The 17,296-nt window shown below is 42.1% G+C and carries 15 protein-coding genes and 1 CRISPR repeat array; of the genes, 13 read left to right on the top strand and 2 right to left on the bottom strand.

Translation table 11 applies throughout. The annotated features are described in order from the left end of the window. Positions 1-40 precede the first annotated feature (40 nt). Positions 41-529: a translation initiation factor IF-3 gene (gene infC, locus CDG77_RS21880; protein ID WP_094331432.1), complete on the top strand. Its 489-nt coding sequence runs from the start codon at positions 41-43 to the stop codon at positions 527-529. Between the two features lie 181 nt (positions 530-710). Here the strand turns inward: infC and CDG77_RS21875 are convergent, their stop codons facing one another. Beyond that, the gene (locus CDG77_RS21875) at positions 711-1,328 is read right to left on the bottom strand and encodes a TetR/AcrR family transcriptional regulator (protein WP_094331431.1); all 618 of its coding nucleotides are present in this window, start codon (positions 1,326-1,328) and stop codon (positions 711-713) included. 334 nt (positions 1,329-1,662) lie between these two features. Here CDG77_RS21875 and CDG77_RS21870 point away from each other — a divergent pair, with 334 nt between their 5' ends. From CDG77_RS21870 to CDG77_RS21825, 10 genes are all read left to right on the top strand, one after another. Next, positions 1,663-2,970 carry an HlyD family efflux transporter periplasmic adaptor subunit gene (locus CDG77_RS21870; protein WP_094331430.1) on the top strand — a complete coding sequence of 436 codons (1,308 nt, stop codon included), beginning with the start codon at positions 1,663-1,665 and terminating at the stop codon, positions 2,968-2,970. Beyond that, positions 2,967-4,142: an ABC transporter permease DevC gene (devC, locus tag CDG77_RS21865; RefSeq protein WP_094331429.1), complete on the top strand. Its 1,176-nt coding sequence runs from the start codon at positions 2,967-2,969 to the stop codon at positions 4,140-4,142. Before CDG77_RS21870 ends, devC begins: the two co-directional genes overlap by 4 nt. A gap of 89 nt (positions 4,143-4,231) precedes the next feature. Continuing rightward, positions 4,232-4,936, top strand: coding sequence for a DevA family ABC transporter ATP-binding protein (locus CDG77_RS21860; RefSeq protein WP_094331428.1), 705 nt, complete (start codon positions 4,232-4,234; stop codon positions 4,934-4,936). Positions 4,937-5,128: 192 nt separating this feature from the next. Then, positions 5,129-6,658, top strand: coding sequence for a YifB family Mg chelatase-like AAA ATPase (locus tag CDG77_RS21855; RefSeq protein WP_094331427.1), 1,530 nt, complete (start codon positions 5,129-5,131; stop codon positions 6,656-6,658). 122 nt (positions 6,659-6,780) lie between these two features. Next, complete coding sequence (locus CDG77_RS21850; RefSeq protein WP_094331426.1) at positions 6,781-7,797, top strand: YihY/virulence factor BrkB family protein; 1,017 nt, start codon at positions 6,781-6,783, stop codon at positions 7,795-7,797. A gap of 157 nt (positions 7,798-7,954) precedes the next feature. Continuing rightward, positions 7,955-8,506, top strand: coding sequence for a DUF421 domain-containing protein (locus CDG77_RS21845; RefSeq protein ID WP_094331425.1), 552 nt, complete (start codon positions 7,955-7,957; stop codon positions 8,504-8,506). A 159-nt stretch (positions 8,507-8,665) separates the two neighbouring features. Beyond that, positions 8,666-9,961, top strand: coding sequence for an adenylosuccinate lyase (gene purB / locus CDG77_RS21840; protein WP_094331424.1), 1,296 nt, complete (start codon positions 8,666-8,668; stop codon positions 9,959-9,961). 197 nt (positions 9,962-10,158) lie between these two features. Next, positions 10,159-10,689 carry a DUF4126 domain-containing protein gene (locus CDG77_RS21835; protein ID WP_094331448.1) on the top strand — a complete coding sequence of 177 codons (531 nt, stop codon included), beginning with the start codon at positions 10,159-10,161 and terminating at the stop codon, positions 10,687-10,689. A gap of 69 nt (positions 10,690-10,758) precedes the next feature. Continuing rightward, positions 10,759-10,992 (top strand): DUF433 domain-containing protein, encoded by a 234-nt coding sequence (locus tag CDG77_RS21830; protein ID WP_094331446.1) that lies wholly within the window; start codon positions 10,759-10,761, stop codon positions 10,990-10,992. Continuing rightward, on the top strand, positions 10,989-11,249 hold the full coding sequence (locus CDG77_RS21825; RefSeq protein WP_223269915.1) for a DUF5615 family PIN-like protein: 261 nt from the start codon (positions 10,989-10,991) through the stop codon (positions 11,247-11,249). The genes CDG77_RS21830 and CDG77_RS21825 overlap by 4 nt, the downstream gene beginning before the upstream one ends. Before the next feature lie 201 nt (positions 11,250-11,450). Here CDG77_RS21825 and hemH read toward each other — a convergent pair whose 3' ends face one another. Beyond that, positions 11,451-12,617, bottom strand: coding sequence for a ferrochelatase (hemH, locus tag CDG77_RS21820; RefSeq protein ID WP_094331423.1), 1,167 nt, complete (start codon positions 12,615-12,617; stop codon positions 11,451-11,453). A 94-nt stretch (positions 12,618-12,711) separates the two neighbouring features. Between hemH and CDG77_RS21815 the strand changes: the two genes are divergently transcribed. Next, the gene (locus CDG77_RS21815) at positions 12,712-13,353 is read left to right on the top strand and encodes a class I SAM-dependent methyltransferase (RefSeq protein ID WP_094331422.1); all 642 of its coding nucleotides are present in this window, start codon (positions 12,712-12,714) and stop codon (positions 13,351-13,353) included. 439 nt (positions 13,354-13,792) lie between these two features. Continuing rightward, a CRISPR array of direct repeats spans positions 13,793-15,782; the repeat unit is 37 nt; unit sequence GTTTCAATCCCTAATAGGGATTTTGATGAATTGCAAT. 449 nt (positions 15,783-16,231) lie between these two features. Further along, complete coding sequence (locus CDG77_RS21810) at positions 16,232-17,065, top strand: dienelactone hydrolase family protein (RefSeq protein ID WP_094331421.1); 834 nt, start codon at positions 16,232-16,234, stop codon at positions 17,063-17,065. The last annotated feature ends 231 nt before the right edge of the window (positions 17,066-17,296 follow it).

Genomic DNA, 17,296 nt, shown 5'->3' with positions numbered 1-17,296 from the left:
TTGGAATCTTAAAGTGTCGAACAACTAGGAGAAATTCGTTATCGCAATCCAAAAGCAACTGATTAATTCACAAATCAAGTCACCTCATGTCTTCTTGATTGACCATGAGAATAACAATCGTGGTCTGATCGACACCAATGAGGCACTACAGTTAGCCGAGAGCTTAGAGCTTGACTTGGTTGTAGTCTCCCAAGGTAAAGAAGCTCCCATCGCCAAAATTCTCAATTATGGCAAGCTTCAGTATCAAAAGAAAAAACGTCAGAGCCAGAGTGCTAGACCGACGGTAAAAGAAGTTAGATTTGGTCTAAATGTGGGCATTGCTGATTACAATTTACGGATTGAAAAAGCAGTTGGTTGGTTGAGTAAAGGCGACTCGGTGAAGTTTGCCATTCGTTTACGAGGCCGAGAACATCAATATCGCGACCAAGCGGGAGAATTGCTAGACAGAATTGCAAAAGACCTCAGTCAAGTAGGTAAAATCCAGTCACTGGATAAACGATCGTTAATTGTTCAAGTCATTCCTGCCTAATTAATCTAGCGATCGCTGGAGGATGTATTTGTGCCAGCTTTTGACAACTCCCACGGCTGTGAAAACATTGCTATTGCTTGTTTTCATATCAAGCCGTGGGATTTTAGCTCAATGCTAAGAGAGGAAAAAAGCTGGAGGATAAGCCATAGCCCTCCATAAGCTCAGAATGGGACATAGCCAATCAATCGGCGCATTTAGCGATCAGGTGTGTCAACGCATTAATCAAGCGATCGCTTTCCATTGGTATAATGTCTCTCCCATGCATCACATCTTGAGTAACATGAAAATTAACTAATGTACCTAAAAAAATCCTCGCTGTTGCCTCTGGGTCAGTAATATTCAGTTCAGGGTGAGCAGTAAAGTATTGATTGAGCGTTTCCAACATTGGTTTAATCATCGCCCGAACACAAATCTGAGTTAATTCTGGAAAACGACCAGATTCCCCAATTAGCACTCGCATAAATGCACTGTGTTCCTGGTCGTTATTCATTTGTTCCAATAATTTGGTTCCTAATTGGCGCAGTACGATTTTTGGTTCTCCCTCCATAGGTTCCGCGCCAAAGAGAGAGTTAAACTTCTGATTTGCCAAGGACTCTATCAGGACTTTAAAAAGTCCCTCTTTATCTTGAAAGTGGCTGTAGACTGTCGCTTTAGAAACACTTGCGGCTACTGCTACCCGATCCATACTTGTACCAGCATAGCCATTTTGCAGGAATTCCCGCATTGCCCCTTGCAGGATTTGCTCTACTTTATCAACGGAATGATCTCGATCTACTTCGTCAGTTTTTATGCGTACCATTTATTAATCATCCTCTCTTATAAACAATTTTAATAGATGCGGCAATTTACCCTATGCCATTAATCTCAGTTGTGACCGGAAGAGGCGGGGGGAGTAAGCCCTTTCCCCCGGCGCGAGTGCGGAGCGGAACATGGGTACAAGCCCCGTCCCGGTCTTCCCCTCCGTTCCCTGCCCCTTTTCCTCTTGCTGATAAGCATTCTGGTGCATAACTGAAGGCAGAGTTATTAAATTGAGAATTTCAGCTTTCTGCTCTTGACTAAACTACTCAGTTTAGTTTAGCATTAATTGAACTGAACAGTTTAGTACAAATTGCTAGCGATTAAAGGTGGATAGTATGGTGCAGAACTGGAAATTAGAAGATTTAAAGTCTTCCCCAAATATTTTGCGATCGCCGATTACACTAGCGATAATTACATCTTTGCTCGTAGGTGGAGCTAGTGTTTATACGGTGCTAAAGTTTCAGGCTACAGCGAATGAAAAGCCAGTAGCACCCGTAGCTGTTCAACCAGCGATCAAAACAGTCACAGCATTGGGACGTTTAGAACCAAACGGAGAAGTCATAAAACTGTCTGCAACTTCTTCCACCGAAGGAAGTCTGCTTCAGAAACTATTGGTGAGAGAAGGCGATCGCGTCAAGGGTGGGCAGGTAATTGCCATTATGGATAGTCGCGATCGCTTGCAAGCAAGTTTAGTTGAAGCCCAAAAACAAGTCCAAGTTGCCAAATCCAACGTTGATAAGGTAAAAGCCGGAGCTAAACAGGGAGAAATTGGTGCAAAGCAAGCTGCTGTCAGCCGTTTGCAAGTCGAACTTGAGGGAAACATCAAAACTCAGCAAGCCACAATCGATCGCCTAGAAGCAGACTTGCAAGGACAAAGACAAAGCTTACAAGCAACAGTAGATCGGGTAGCAGCCGAAAAGCGGAACGCTCAAGTAGATGTGCAACGCTATGACGCTTTATACAAAGCAGGGGCAATTTCTAGTCAAGAAGCCGATCAAAAACGCTTGAGTGCAGAAACTTCTACTCAGCAGGTAATTGAAAACCAAGCCAACAAAACAAGAACTGTCGCTACTTTAGAACAGCAGATTAAAGAAGCCAAAGCTAACCGCAACCAAACTCTCGCCAGCTTGCAACAGCAAATTAACGAAGCCAAAGCCAACTTGAACCAAACGGCTGAAATTCGTCCGACAGATATTGCCAACGCCCAAGCAGAAGTAGATAGCGCTCAAGCGACGGTGGAAAAAATTAGAGCGCAACTCGATCAAGCATACATCCGCGCCCCCGAAGCCGGACAAATTTTGAAGATTAATACACGAGCCGGAGAAAGTGTTTCTAATGACGGGATTGTAGAACTAGGTCGAACCGATCAGATGTATGCAGTGGCAGAAGTTTACCAAAGTGATATTAACAAAGTGCGATCGGGGCAACAGGTAAAGGTACTTAGCGATTCCCTTCCCGGAGAATTACAGGGAACCGTCGATTGGATGGGGATGCAGGTACAGCGACAAAATCTGGTCAACAGCGATCCCTCTAGCAATATTGATGCCAGAGTAGTGGAAGTTCATATCCGACTAGATAAAGCATCTAGCGCCAAAGCTGCCAAGTTTACCAATTTGCAAGTAAAGGCGGTAATAGAACTATGATTGGATTTATTCAACAACTGCGCCAGCGAACCCCTCTAGGATGGTTGCAACTGAGTCATGAAAAAAGCCGTCTCTTGGTAGCATTGGGAGGCATTGCTTTCGCTGATGTTCTCATGTTTATGCAGCTAGGATTTCAGAATGCCTTGTTTGAAAGTAATACTAAGCTTCCTAATAGTATACAAGCTGATATTCTCCTAATTAGTCCTCAAGGACGTAACGTGTTAAATATATCCACCTTTACGCGGCGGCGGCTATATCAGGCAATGGATGTACAGGGGGTGCAATCAGCTGAACCTATGTATATCAACTTTATCGATTGGAAGAATCCGAAAACACGCCAAAAGACATCTGTACTAGTTATTGGGGTCAATCCTGAAAAGCAAGCGTTAAATTTACCGGATGTCAACAGACAGATAGATATTGTAAAGCTGCCAGATACCATCCTCTTCGATCGCGCTTCCAGAGGAGATTATAAAGAAGCGATCGCTCAAGTTGAACAAGGAAAACCTGTTACGACTGAAATTGATCGTCGAACAGTTACCATTAGTGGCTTATTTTCAATCGGGGCTTCCTTTGGGGCTGATGGGAACCTAATTACCAGCGATCAGAACTTCTTGCGGCTATTTCCCGGACGACAAGCTAGTAGTGTCAGTATTGGTTTACTTAAAATACAACCAGGCTATGATGTCAAACAGGTGAAAGCAGCTTTAGAATCTCATCTGGGTAATGATGTTAAAGTCTTGACCAAAGCCGAATTTATCGAATTTGAAACAGATTATTGGAAAAAAAATACAGCCATCGGGTTTATCTTCAGCCTGGGTGTAGCAATGGGGTTTATGGTAGGCGTGATTCTCGTCTATCAGGTTCTTTCTACAGATGTGAATTCTCATATCAAAGAATACGCCACCTTCAAAGCAATGGGATATAACAATCTCTACTTATTGGGTGTGGTGTTTGAAGAGGCGATAATTTTGGCAGTCTTGGGCTTTATTCCTGGAGCGATCGCACCTTTAGGACTTTATCATTTAACTCGTAATGCCACCAATTTGCCAGTTTACATGACCGTAGCACGAGCCGCCACGGTGCTAATGCTCACCATGATCATGTGTATTATTTCTGGTGCGATCGCCACTCGGAAATTACAGTCTGCTGACCCCGCAGATATGTTTTAGAAATTGTCATTTGTCATTGGTCACTGGTCATTTGCAAAGGAAAAATGACAAAGGACAAATGACGGTCATCACGAGTAATCGAGTTATTTATGACTAGTCAACCTGTTATCTCTGTTAAAAATCTCGACCATTATTTTGGTCATGGTCAACTTCGCAAGCAAGTTCTCTTTGATATCAACCTAGATATTAACGCTGGTGAAATTATTATTATGACTGGGCCTTCTGGTTCTGGAAAAACTACACTTCTCACCTTATCTGGTGGGTTGCGTTCTGCCCAATCTGGTAGTTTGCAGATATTGGGACAAGAACTTTGTGGTGCAAGTACAGCACAACTTACCCAAGTGCGACGCAATAACGGTTATATTTTCCAAGCGCACAACTTGCACGGTAGCCTAACAGCACTCCAGAACGTCAGAATGGGCTTGGAAGTGCATAATAATATTTCGCCGACAGAAATGAAAATCCGAGCAGCCCAAATGTTAGAGGAGGTAGGATTAGGAGAACGCCTGAATTACTATCCTGATGATTTATCTGGGGGACAAAAACAAAGAGTTGCGATCGCTCGTGCGTTGGTTGGTCGTCCTAAAATTGTCTTAGCAGATGAACCCACCGCCGCCCTTGACAGTAAATCTGGACGAGATGTGGTTAACCTCATGCAAAAACTTGCTAAAGAACAGGATTGCACCATTCTCTTAGTGACTCATGACAACCGCATTCTAGATATTGCCGATCGCATTGTTTATATGGAAGATGGCAAGTTAGTAAACGATCGTGCCGTTGTTACAGCCGGTTAGCTGATTCTCCCCAAGATGTTTTTTTATTACAAAGCTTTTCAAGTAATTAAACTACACCATTCCCCATTCCCCATTCCCCATTCCCCATTCCCCTTTACCTATTTCAATCGGAAAATCGTCCCTGTAATTTCACTAATGCCAATCTACCCAGACATTTGCTAGAGATTTGAAAGGTTTACTGTTATATAAGAAATGCTTGCTAGAGTCTGGAGTGCATCAATTGTGGGCATCGATGCCGTCAAAGTAGGCGTGGAAGTCGATGTGTCGGGGGGATTGCCGGGAATTGTTGTCTTGGGACTACCAGATTCAGCGATTCAAGAATCAAGAGAAAGAGTTAAAGCAACACTGAAAAATGCAGGTTTCGCTTTTCCCATGCGGAAAATTGTGATCAATTTAACTCCGGCAGATTTACGCAAAGAAGGCCCCTGTTTCGATTTGCCTATTAGCGTCGGAATTTTGGCGGCTTCTGAGCAAGTTAGCGCTGATTTGTTGGGGGATTATCTCTTCTTGGGTGAAGTGTCTTTAGATGGCAGTTTGCGTCCGGTGGCTGGTGTTTTACCGATCGCAGCCGCAGCCCAAAAAATGGGAATCGCAGGTTTAGTTATCCCTGCTGATAATGCCCAAGAAGCCGCAGTGGTTCAAGGTTTGGCTGTTTATGGCTGCAAACATCTGTCTGATGTGGTGGATCTTTTAAATAATCCAGGGCGTTACAAACCTGTGCAAATGGATACTATAGTGGACACAACAACAGTATCTTACCCTAGTCCAGATTTGCATGATGTGAAAGGACAAGCTCATGCGCGTCGGGCTTTAGAAATTGCTGCTGCTGGTGGACACAATTTAATCTTTGTGGGGCCGCCTGGTAGTGGAAAAACCATGTTAGCAAGGCGCTTACCAGGAATTTTACCGCCTCTGAGTTTTGCCGAATCTTTAGAAGTGACTCGCATCCATTCGGTGGCTGGTTTATTGAAAAATCGCGGTTCGTTGGTACGCGATCGCCCTTTTCGCAGTCCCCACCATTCGGCATCCGGGCCTTCTCTTGTTGGTGGCGGTAGTTTCCCTCGTCCTGGCGAAATCTCATTATCTCACAATGGGATCTTATTTCTGGATGAATTAACAGAATTTAAACGTGATGTTTTAGAATTTCTGCGTCAGCCTTTAGAAGATGGCTACGTGACAATTTCCCGCACTAAACTATCAGTAACATTTCCCGCGCAGTTTACTTTGGTGGCGAGTACCAATCCCTGCCCTTGCGGTTACTATGGCGATACCATCCAACAATGTACTTGTTCTCCCCGCCAACGCGAGCAATATTGGGCAAAACTTTCTGGGCCGTTGATGGATCGGATTGATTTACAAGTTGCGGTAAATCGCTTGAAACCAGAAGAAATTACCCAACAACCTACGGGAGAAACATCAATATCAGTCCTACAACGAGTTAAACAAGCAAGCGATCGCGCCATTACCCGCTTTCAAGGTGAAGCAAATCTGCGTTGCAATGCCCAAATGCAAAGTCGTCATCTCCAGAAATGGTGCAAGCTAGATGATGCTAGTCGCAATTTATTAGAAGTAGCCATTAGAAAATTAGGTTTATCAGCAAGAGCTAGCGATCGCATTCTCAAAGTAGCACGAACTATTGCAGATTTAGCGGGAGATGATGAGCTAAAAACTAGTCATGTGGCGGAAGCAATTCAGTATCGGACAATCGACAGAATGCAGTAAAACTCTTAAATTCCTCCTCAAGGACGCTTTACAAACTCCCTTGGGAGGATGTCGCTAACTAGAGAATAAGTATGAAATATAACAGGAAGTAAGCGATATCCTCTTACAAGGAGACTGGTTGGATGAATTGGCAGGCGATTTGGAAGTTGTTTCAAGAGACGTTCAAAGAATGGAGTGATGATAAAGCTTCACGGTTAGCGGCGGCGTTAGCTTATTACACGATTTTTTCGATTGCACCGTTGTTAATTATTGTAATTGCGATCGCCGGGGCAGTATTTGGAGAAGAGGCCGCAAGGGGTCAAATTGTTGGACAAATTCAAGGTTTAGTGGGGATAGAAGGTGCAAAGTTTCTCGAATCAGCCATTCAGAATGCTAACCAACCAAAGACAGGAGCGATCGCTTCTATCATTAGTATCGTTGTTCTGCTAGTGGGTGCTACTGGTTTATTTACCGAGTTGCAAGATGCCATGAACACGATTTGGGAAGTTAAACCCAAACCCGGACGCGGCGTAACTAACATCATTCGTCTACGCGTTTTGTCCTTTGCAATGGTCATAGGTATTGGCTTTTTACTATTAGTTTCCCTAGTAATTAGTACAGCATTGACAACATTAGTAACATACTTTAGCAACTTGTTACCAGGTGTCGATTTTCTCTGGCAACTTGTCAATTTTGTTCTCTCTTTTGCTATAACTACAGTCCTATTCGGACTAATTTTTAAAGTTTTACCAGATGTTAAAATTGCTTGGAGTGATGTTTTAGTTGGAGCTTCTCTCACCTCAGTTTTGTTCTCAATTGGGAGGTTTTTATTAGGACAATATTTAGGTAATGGAAGTTTTGGATCGGCTTATGGTGCTGCTGGTTCGCTGGTGGTAATTTTGGCTTGGGTTAACTATGCCGCACAGATTCTTTTTTTTGGGGCTGAATTTACCCAAGTTTATGCCAGAAGGTATGGAAACGGCATAACACCAACGAAACATGCCATCCCTTTATCTGATAAAACGGAATATAATGGCAAGGCTCCAACGAGGCAATCATCTAGTAATAAAAAATCATCTTCTAACTTGATTAATCGCTTATTCAAGTCTTTTAAGAAGCCCAAGCGCTTAAAACAGAAAAGAAGAAATCCGCGACTCTAATCTCTTAATAGTGGGATTATTATGTTTATAACTTTGATAAATATTAAAGGATTTAACCTCTAATAAAAATCAGTTTTATGAAATAAGAACGCAGATAAATAACCTGATACTGGATTTTTTCCAGAAGTCTATTGAATAAGGAAGAAAATCAGTGCTAATGGAAAAATGGTTTTTTATCGATTGGCAGGCAATCTTTGTTCCTAGCATCAGTGTCTTTGAGTTGATTATTCGCGGTTCGCTGGTTTATTTAGCGCTGTTCTCAGTGTTACGTTTCCTTCCTAGCCGACAACTAGGAACATTAGGAATTACTGATTTACTCGTAGTTGTATTATTTGCTGAAGCTGCCCAAAACGCTATGGCAAGTAATTATACATCGATTACTGAAGGCGCTATCTTGGTAGGAACTGTGATTTTTTGGAGTTATTTGTTGAACTGGTTAGGCTACAAAATACCCCAGTTCCAACGTTTTCTGAATCAGCCACCGCTACTACTGGTAAAAAATGGTCGGATGATTCAGCGTCATTTGCAACGAGAATTAATTACAGACGATGAGTTGATGAGCAAGTTACGTCAGCAAGGTGTAGAATTTTTAGCCGATGTGAAGTTTGCATATATGGAAGCTGACGGTAGGATTAGCATCATCACCTTTGAGTCAAAAACTAATTCCGTCCCTGAGCAAAAAGTAACACTAAAAAGCGATCTACAGTAAGGGAACTCCAAAAAATAAATTATTCAATTTGTCTACTCAACTAGACTTCTTTCTTCCTTGTCTCCCTTGTCCCCCTTGTCCCTCTGCGACGGAATATTTTTTTACTTGGAAATCCCTAATTAGACTGTAAAATATGACGGTTGTATTCTGTGCCGAATTGTGATTGAGCGTTATACTTTGCCCGAAATGGCTAATCTATGGAGTGAAGCCTATAAACTAAAAACTTGGCTGCAAGTCGAGATTGCTGTTTGTGAGGCTCAAGCTGAACTGGGTTACATTCCATCTCAGGCGGTTGAGGAAATCAAGGCTAAGGCAGATTTTGACCCCAAGCGAGTGTTAGAAATTGAGGCTGTAGTCCGCCACGATGTCATCGCTTTCTTGACAAATGTCAATGAATATGTTGGTGAAGCCGGACGCTATATTCACCTGGGTTTAACTAGTTCGGATGTTTTGGATACAGCTTTAGCGCTGCAATTGGTTGCCAGCCTGGATCTATTATTACAGCGTTTGGAAGATTTGATTGAGGTAATTCGCCAAAAAGCACGGGAACATCGTCATACCGTGATGGCAGGCCGATCGCATGGTATTCACGCTGAACCAATTACTTTTGGTTTCAAGCTAGCTGGCTGGTTAGCAGAAGTGTTGCGACACCAAGAACGCTTGAGAATACTCCGCCAAACGATCGCGGTGGGTAAGATTTCTGGTGCAGTGGGAACTTACGCCAATGTTGAACCCCGTGTAGAAGCGATCGCTTGCCAGAAACTCGGACTCCAACCCGATACGGCATCAACACAAGTTATTTCCCGCGATCGCCACGCCGACTACGTGCAACAATTAGCTTTAGTAGCGGCATCCATTGAACGTTTTGCTGTAGAAATTCGCAATCTGCAAAAAACAGACGTTCTGGAAGTTGAAGAATTTTTCGCCAAAGGTCAAAAAGGCTCCTCAGCCATGCCACACAAGCGCAACCCCATCCGTTCGGAACGGCTGACGGGGATGGCACGACTGGTTAGAAGTCATGCCGGTGCAGCCTTGGAAAACGTTGCACTCTGGCATGAGAGGGATATTTCCCACAGTTCTGTAGAACGGGTAATTTTGCCAGATGCTTGTACTTTGACGCATTTTATGTTGTCAGAAATAACCGATTTGGTAAAAAACCTGTTGGTCTATCCTGAAAATATGGAACGAAATCTCAACTGTTACGGCGGCGTTGTCTTCAGTCAAAAAGTGCTACTTGCCTTAATAGACAAGGGAAGCAACCGCGAAGAAGCTTATGCGATCGTTCAAGAAAGCGCTCACATCGCTTGGAACAAACCAGGAGGGAATTTCCAGGACTTAATTAGCAAAGATCCTCGCGTTACTGAAAAGTTGTCCCCAACAGAACTAGAAGTCTGTTTCGATCCCCAACAGCATCTCCAGCATTTAGAAGAAGTTTACCAACGATTGGGAATTTAGGATTAATTGGCCTGTGCTGTAGGGGCAATTAATGAATTGCCCCTACAGCGGATAGCAAAGAATATAAAAATACCAAAAATATCTAGTATTACTTCCTGAAGACTGTCTGCTTGATGCTGGAATTATCGCCAGCACTGGGTAATATAAATAACAGATATTTACTTATTTATTTATTTATTAGTACTACGAGTGCTTTAATGATTGAAATCCTAGCCACACTTTCTGCATCTGCGGCAGCAGGAATGAGAATAGGCATACCTTTGCTGATTATTGGATTATTGCAAGGTAGTGACTTATGGTCACAAGTTCCAATTTTATCTCACATTTCTCCACCAATATTGTTAGGCTGCCTCACCTTTTGGTCTTTATTTGAATTATTCGCCTCAAAAAAACTATGGGGGCAAAGATTGCTACAACTGGTTCAGTTATTCATGTCTCCCATCGTCGGGGCAATTATGGGTTTAGCAGTAGCTAATGCCACAGCAACACCAAACTGGCTGATTGCCTGTATTGGGGGTTCATTAGCTTTAGTACTCCAGCTAGTTCAAGTTGGTTGGTTCTATCGGTTACGTGGCTTACCCTTGTGGGCAGTGTTTCTTCAAGATACCTTGTGTATTGCTCTAGTACTTTTTGCCTTTGATGCTCCGTGGCAAGGAGGATTAATTGCTTTAATACTGCTCTGGTTTGCAGTTCGTAGCGCCAAGCAGTGGTATGACTGGTATCACTAAACCCCAACGGCACTCAGAATTGCAAGTTATTTAATCATGGTAAAATGTTGTTCGCTAGTCAAATCAGTAATTAACTCAATGAATGAATTATTGACTCGTATTACGCAAATTCCTGGTCAATGTGGGGGTCGTCCTTGCATTCGAGGGATGAGAATTAGAGTTAGTGACATTTTAGAAATGTTAGCGGAAAATGTCACCATTAGCGAAATTTTAGAAGACTTTCCCGATTTAGAACTAGAAGATATTCAAGCTTGTCTTCTGTTTGCTGCACGACGGACTGATTTTGTGCGGTTGACTGCATGAAGATTTGGATTGATGCACAGTTACCCCCGACTTTGGCAAGTTGGGTAACAAATAGTTTTGGTATAGAAGCTTTGTCGTTAAAAGATATTGGTTTACGTGACGCTAAAGATATAGAAATTTTTGAGGCTGCAAGAATCGCCAATGTCATCATTATGACGAAAGATAGTGATTTCGTTGACTTGGTTTGTCGGCTAGGGATACCTCCTCAAATTCTTTGGTTGACTTGTGGAAATGTTACTAATCGTAATTTACATTAACTTCTGACAATTACTTTGCCTAATGCGCTGGAACAATTACGTCAAGGAGAAATGATTGTAGAAATTAGCAATTGTCGGTAAATAATAACAATATAGCAATCTGATTTGATTCTTGATAAAATCTAAGTATGTATAGGGTGCGTTAGGCTACGCAATAACACACCCTACGTATTTTTCAAAAATCAAATAGTAGTCCTATATTTACTGCAAAAGCCCAATCATGTGCAAGAAGCCGTGACCGGTAATTAGCTCGATGATTAAGGCAATAAACCCCAGCATCGCAATCCGACCATTCCAGACTTCAGCGCTAGTAGTTAGCCCCCATTCCCAACGTTCTTGGGGGTACATTTTCACCATTTTTTTCATTTGGGCGGCTTGCGAAAGCTTGAAGCTGGGGTTTTTCAGCGCATCAATCACTAAGTCTGCAAGTGCATTAATAAATACTGGATGGGTATTAGGAGCAGGAACGCGGCGGAAGTTATGAATTCCTGATTCTTCTGCTACTTCTCGATACTCAATATCGATTTCTTGCAGTGTCTCGATATGCTCTGAGACAAAACTGATTGGCACGACAACCAAATCTTTAACGCCCTGTGCGCCTAGTTCTTTGAGCGCATCTTCAGTATAGGGTTGCAGCCATTCTACTGGGCCAACGCGACTTTGGTAAGCTAAGGTGTGGGCATTGGCACGATTGAGAGTCTGCATAATTAGAGCAGTACATTCTTCAATTTCTTGCTGGTAAGGGTCGCCAGCTTCTTCAACGTAGCTTTTAGGAACGCCGTGAGCGCTGAAGAATATATGAACCTCATCCGGGTTAGGATACTGCTCAAGTTCTTGGGCTATGAGTTCCGCCATTGCTTGGAGGTAGCCTGGTTGTTTGTACCAAGAAGGAATAACGGTGTATTCAATGGGCTGAAGTTTTGGGTCTTCTTGCCAAAGTTTATCTAAAAGCCGGAAGCTGGAACCACTGGTACTGATAGAAAACTGGGGATATAGTGGTAATATTACCAGGTGTTCTACATTATCTTGCGTAATCTGTGCGATCGCTTCTTCTGTATACGGATGCCAATAACGCATTCCCACATAGATATCGGCTTCTTGCCCTAAATAAGCCAACTGTTCTTTTAAAGCTTCCCCTTGCGCTTCTGTGATCCGTCGTAGTGGGGAACCGCCACCGATTTGCTTATAATTCTCTTGAGATGTTCTGGTTCGCCGCGAGGCAATAAACCAGGCTAGGGGCTTTTGCAACCAGCGAAACGGTAGGCGAATAATTTCCGGATCGGAAAATAGGTTATACAAAAACGGCCCGACATCTTCTAGCTTATCGGGGCCACCGAGATTGAGTAATAAGACGCCTACACGACCCATAGCTGTTACTTTCCCCCAATCTTTTCAGATTTTTTACTAATGTTAACAATATATCTTTATTAAATAATAAAGCTTAATAGCAAGGAAATATGCAATGGCAACAATTTTAAGGGATTGGAGTTACCGCTATCAGTGGTTGTATGATGGTATCTCTCGTTTAGCAGCCTTAAGTGTAGGTGGTGAAGCGCGTTTTCGGCAACTTGCTTTGCAAGGCTTAACAATTCACTCAGATACTCAGGTTTTAGATTTATGTTGCGGTAGCGGTCAAACAACGCATTTTTTGGTGAAAAATTCACAAAATGTAACAGGATTGGACGCTTCACCTAAGTCTTTGGAACGAGCGCAGTTAAATGTCCCTGAAGCTTCTTATGTGGAAGCTTTTGCGGAGGAGATGCCATTTGCAGATAATCTGTTTGATGTGGTGCATACCAGTGTTGCATTGCACGAGATGCAGCCTCAGCAGTTACGAAAAATTATTAATGAAGTTTATCGGGTGCTGAAGCCAGGAGGGGTATTTACGCTGATAGATTTTCACGCTCCTACAAATCCGATATTTTGGCCTGGGATATCACTGTTTTTGTTGTTGTTTGAGACGGAAACAGCTTGGCAATTGTTGAAAACTGATTTGGCTAGATTATTAACTGAGGTTGGATTTGATGAGAGTGAGCCAATTTTATATTCTGGCGGCAGTTTGCAAGTGATACAGGCGAAGAAGTCAAGCATAACGCCTAAATAATAGTAGGTATCTTAATCTGCTAGGAATCCGGTTTGATTTGGAGAAAAGATTATGTAGGGGAGCCTGTCGTGTGGGTGGGTTTACCGACTTGGGCGTTAGCGACTGTGCGTAGCGTCACTGGTGTTGTGTTAGCGACAGCATAACGCACCAAACCCTCGATAATGGTGCGTTACGAACTGCGTTCTAACGCACCCTACAATACCTAATTTTCTTCAAAAATCAAATATGATTCCTATATCAATCTAATGATGGGTAATTGTTATATTCAATCCCTAATAGGGATTTTGATAAATTGCAATATAAAAGGCTTTATAGCGGTTCCCATTCACATGCGGTACAAGATTAAATCGCGAAGTGTAAGGGCACAGCAGTGCCGTGCCCCTACGGGTGTACCTCACGTGAACGAGAAACGCTATAAGGGGATATATGCATAAGAAATGTTTCAATCCCTAATAGGGATTTTGATGAATTGCAATTTTGCTTTTTTTACTAATAATAAGAATGTGATTACGTTTCAATCCCTAATAGGGATTTTGATGAATTGCAATGTGGTAATGATATATGGACAAAATTCAAGACCAAGTTTCAATCCCTAATAGGGATTTTGATGAATTGCAATCCACCAGTATTTATTGAGAAAGCAATTCAGTCTGTTTCAATCCCTAATAGGGATTTTGATGAATTGCAATCAGGGTTTATCGCACAAGTGGATTACGTTTCTAGTGCAGTGTTTCAATCCCTAATAGGGATTTTGATGAATTGCAATTCTACTGAAGCAGTTTTTGCGGGTATAAAAACTGGTTTCAATCCCTAATAGGGATTTTGATGAATTGCAATAATATGATTGCATAAATGGAGCTTGCCAAAAAAAAGTTTCAATCCCTAATAGGGATTTTGATGAATTGCAATGGTACGCATCCCCTTTGAATACAATAATGGTAAATTGTTTCAATCCCTAATAGGGATTTTGATGAATTGCAATCTTTTGCTAATTCACTTTCTCGCGCCGCTATTTTCGCGTTTCAATCCCTAATAGGGATTTTGATGAATTGCAATACCAGTGCTTATGTAGGCAATATCCCAAGGTGCATTGTTTCAATCCCTAATAGGGATTTTGATGAATTGCAATTTGTGCTAGCCGATCCCAGGTAATGCCGTCATCTATGGTTTCAATCCCTAATAGGGATTTTGATGAATTGCAATGATAATGTATTCCACGATTGCACCACAATGTCGTGTTTCAATCCCTAATAGGGATTTTGATGAATTGCAATATCGTCGCAAAAGACTCAACACTTACTCATCACGATCTGTTTCAATCCCTAATAGGGATTTTGATGAATTGCAATTTGTGGCTATCGCCAGATTTGGACTTGTGATCGCTGCCTTATCGTTTCAATCCCTAATAGGGATTTTGATGAATTGCAATCTGTCTTTTTAGCAGTAGTGAGGTCAGCCCGGTTTCAATCCCTAATAGGGATTTTGATGAATTGCAATTTTAAATCCAATAGCCCTAATGTCGTTGCTATCTACGTTTCAATCCCTAATAGGGATTTTGATGAATTGCAATATTAAGAGCAGTGCCTACCTTGCTTTCAAATGCTGCTGTTTCAATCCCTAATAGGGATTTTGATGAATTGCAATACGATACAAGAGCTTTTCGGAGAGCTTGTATCGATAGTTTCAATCCCTAATAGGGATTTTGATGAATTGCAATGTTAGGTCATACACGATATGTGGAGATTACACCTGTTTCAATCCCTAATAGGGATTTTGATGAATTGCAATTTGCCAAATAGTTTTCCCACTAACTTACTCTGTTTCAATCCCTAATAGGGATTTTGATGAATTGCAATAGCACTCGCTTGTTACTACTTCGACTACCACCAAGTTTCAATCCCTAATAGGGATTTTGATGAATTGCAATTACCCTACAAGGTTGGGCATTTGCTGGCATAATTGTTTCAATCCCTAATAGGGATTTTGATGAATTGCAATTTATCCATGAAAAGTGGGAAAAAAACGTGAGCTAATGTTTCAATCCCTAATAGGGATTTTGATGAATTGCAATGCTCTCTTGGCACTGTTAACTCCCATCAGAGTAAACGTTTCAATCCCTAATAGGGATTTTGATGAATTGCAATTTTAGCAACCCTTGGGGGATTGCACGGCACAAGAGTTTCAATCCCTAATAGGGATTTTGATGAATTGCAATAAAATATGGCAAGTTACCGGAATTACCACAATAAAGTTTCAATCCCTAATAGGGATTTTGATGAATTGCAATTCGTCAGTCGTTGAATACCCTGGAAACTTTCTAGTTTCAATCCCTAATAGGGATTTTGATGAATTGCAATTAGATTACAGCATCGGACAATACTCAAAATCTTCTGTTTCAATCCCTAATAGGGATTTTGATGAATTGCAATAGCAAGAGCCTGAAACTCCGGCTGTATTTAGTTTTCAAGGTGCAGTTGCGCGATTCTTGAGTAATCATAGCATTAGAGAATTCGTTTGGAAAGAGTGCCAGGAAAATTTAAAAGCTGAAATCGTGTTTTGATAAGCATTTCAGAGATTGCGCGGATGAGGATTAAGCGACAAGTGGGTTGAAAGCCCTACTGTAATTGGGATAGAAGCACTTTTTTGGGGCTGTGAAATTTGTACACCTACCCTTTCGCGCATTTGATTCGGATAGAAACCTAACTATATTTTCCAATACATCGGCTTTCGCCTGACAACAGTCACAGAGCAAAGAAAGCTTGGACAGCAAACGAAGCTAATATTACGGTACACTGGTTCATAAATTGTAATATCTAGTTGTCGTACTACTGTACTGACTAATCAACAATAAAGTTTTTGCCAATTTAAGGTAGAGATGATGAAAGAAATAACACGCCGCAAATTTATCGCAACAACCACCTTGGCGACAGGTTTTGCCTTGGCAGTGCAACCAATTTCTGCTCAAGTCATTACCACCGAGGCTAAGGGTTTGGTAGCTGGTGCAGTGAAAATTCCTGTCAAAGATGGCACAATTCCCGCCTATAGAGCAGTACCTGCTACTGGTGAAAATTTCCCAATTGTCCTGGTAATCCAAGAAATATTTGGCGTACACGAGCATATTCAGGATATCACCCGACGTTTTGCTAAGTTGGGGTATTTAGCGATCGCACCCGAATTATTCTTCCGTGAAGGTGATGTCACGAAGTTAAGCAATATAGACGAAATTCGTCCAATTGTTGCCAAAGTACCAGATGCCGAAGTTTTATCCGATCTTGATGCCACGGTAAAATGGGCTGTGAAATCAGCTAAGGGTAATGCTGATAAATTAGCGATTACAGGCTTCTGCTGGGGTGGCCGCATTACCTGGTTGTATGCAGCACACAATCCCAAGGTGAAGGCAGGTGTAGCGTGGTACGGACGACTAGTGGGCGATGCTACTGCACTTCAGCCCAAATATCCCATTGATATTGCATCAAAACTAACAGTCCCCATTCTCGGACTCTATGGTGGCAAGGATACGGGTATTCCTCTTGATACAGTAGAACAGATGCGCGATCGCTTAAAGTCTAGCAGCAGCAAATCTGAAATTATTGTCTACCCCGATGCGCCCCACGCATTTTTTGCTGATTATCGCCCCTCCTACCGTGAGAAAGAAGCTAAGGACGGTTGGAAACATCTTTTGGAATGGTTTAAGAAGTATGGCGTGTCATAGTCGAGGATCGGGAAGCAATATTTTCCTCACTCCTCCATTAGGTTACGGTGTACACACAAGTTGACCAGTATAGGTTTCAACTCTTCTAGTAGTTTCGTAGGGTGCGTTATGGACACACCAAGATAACAAATGCGTATGCCGAAATAACAAATGAGTATGCCGAAATAACAAATGAGTATGCCGAAATAACAAATGAGTATGCCGAAATAACAAATGAGTATGCCGAAATAA

This window comes from Nostoc sp. 'Peltigera membranacea cyanobiont' 213 (genome assembly GCF_002245975.1).
Lineage (GTDB): Bacteria > Cyanobacteriota > Cyanobacteriia > Cyanobacteriales > Nostocaceae > Nostoc.
This window is presented reverse-complemented; position numbering and strand designations above follow the sequence as displayed.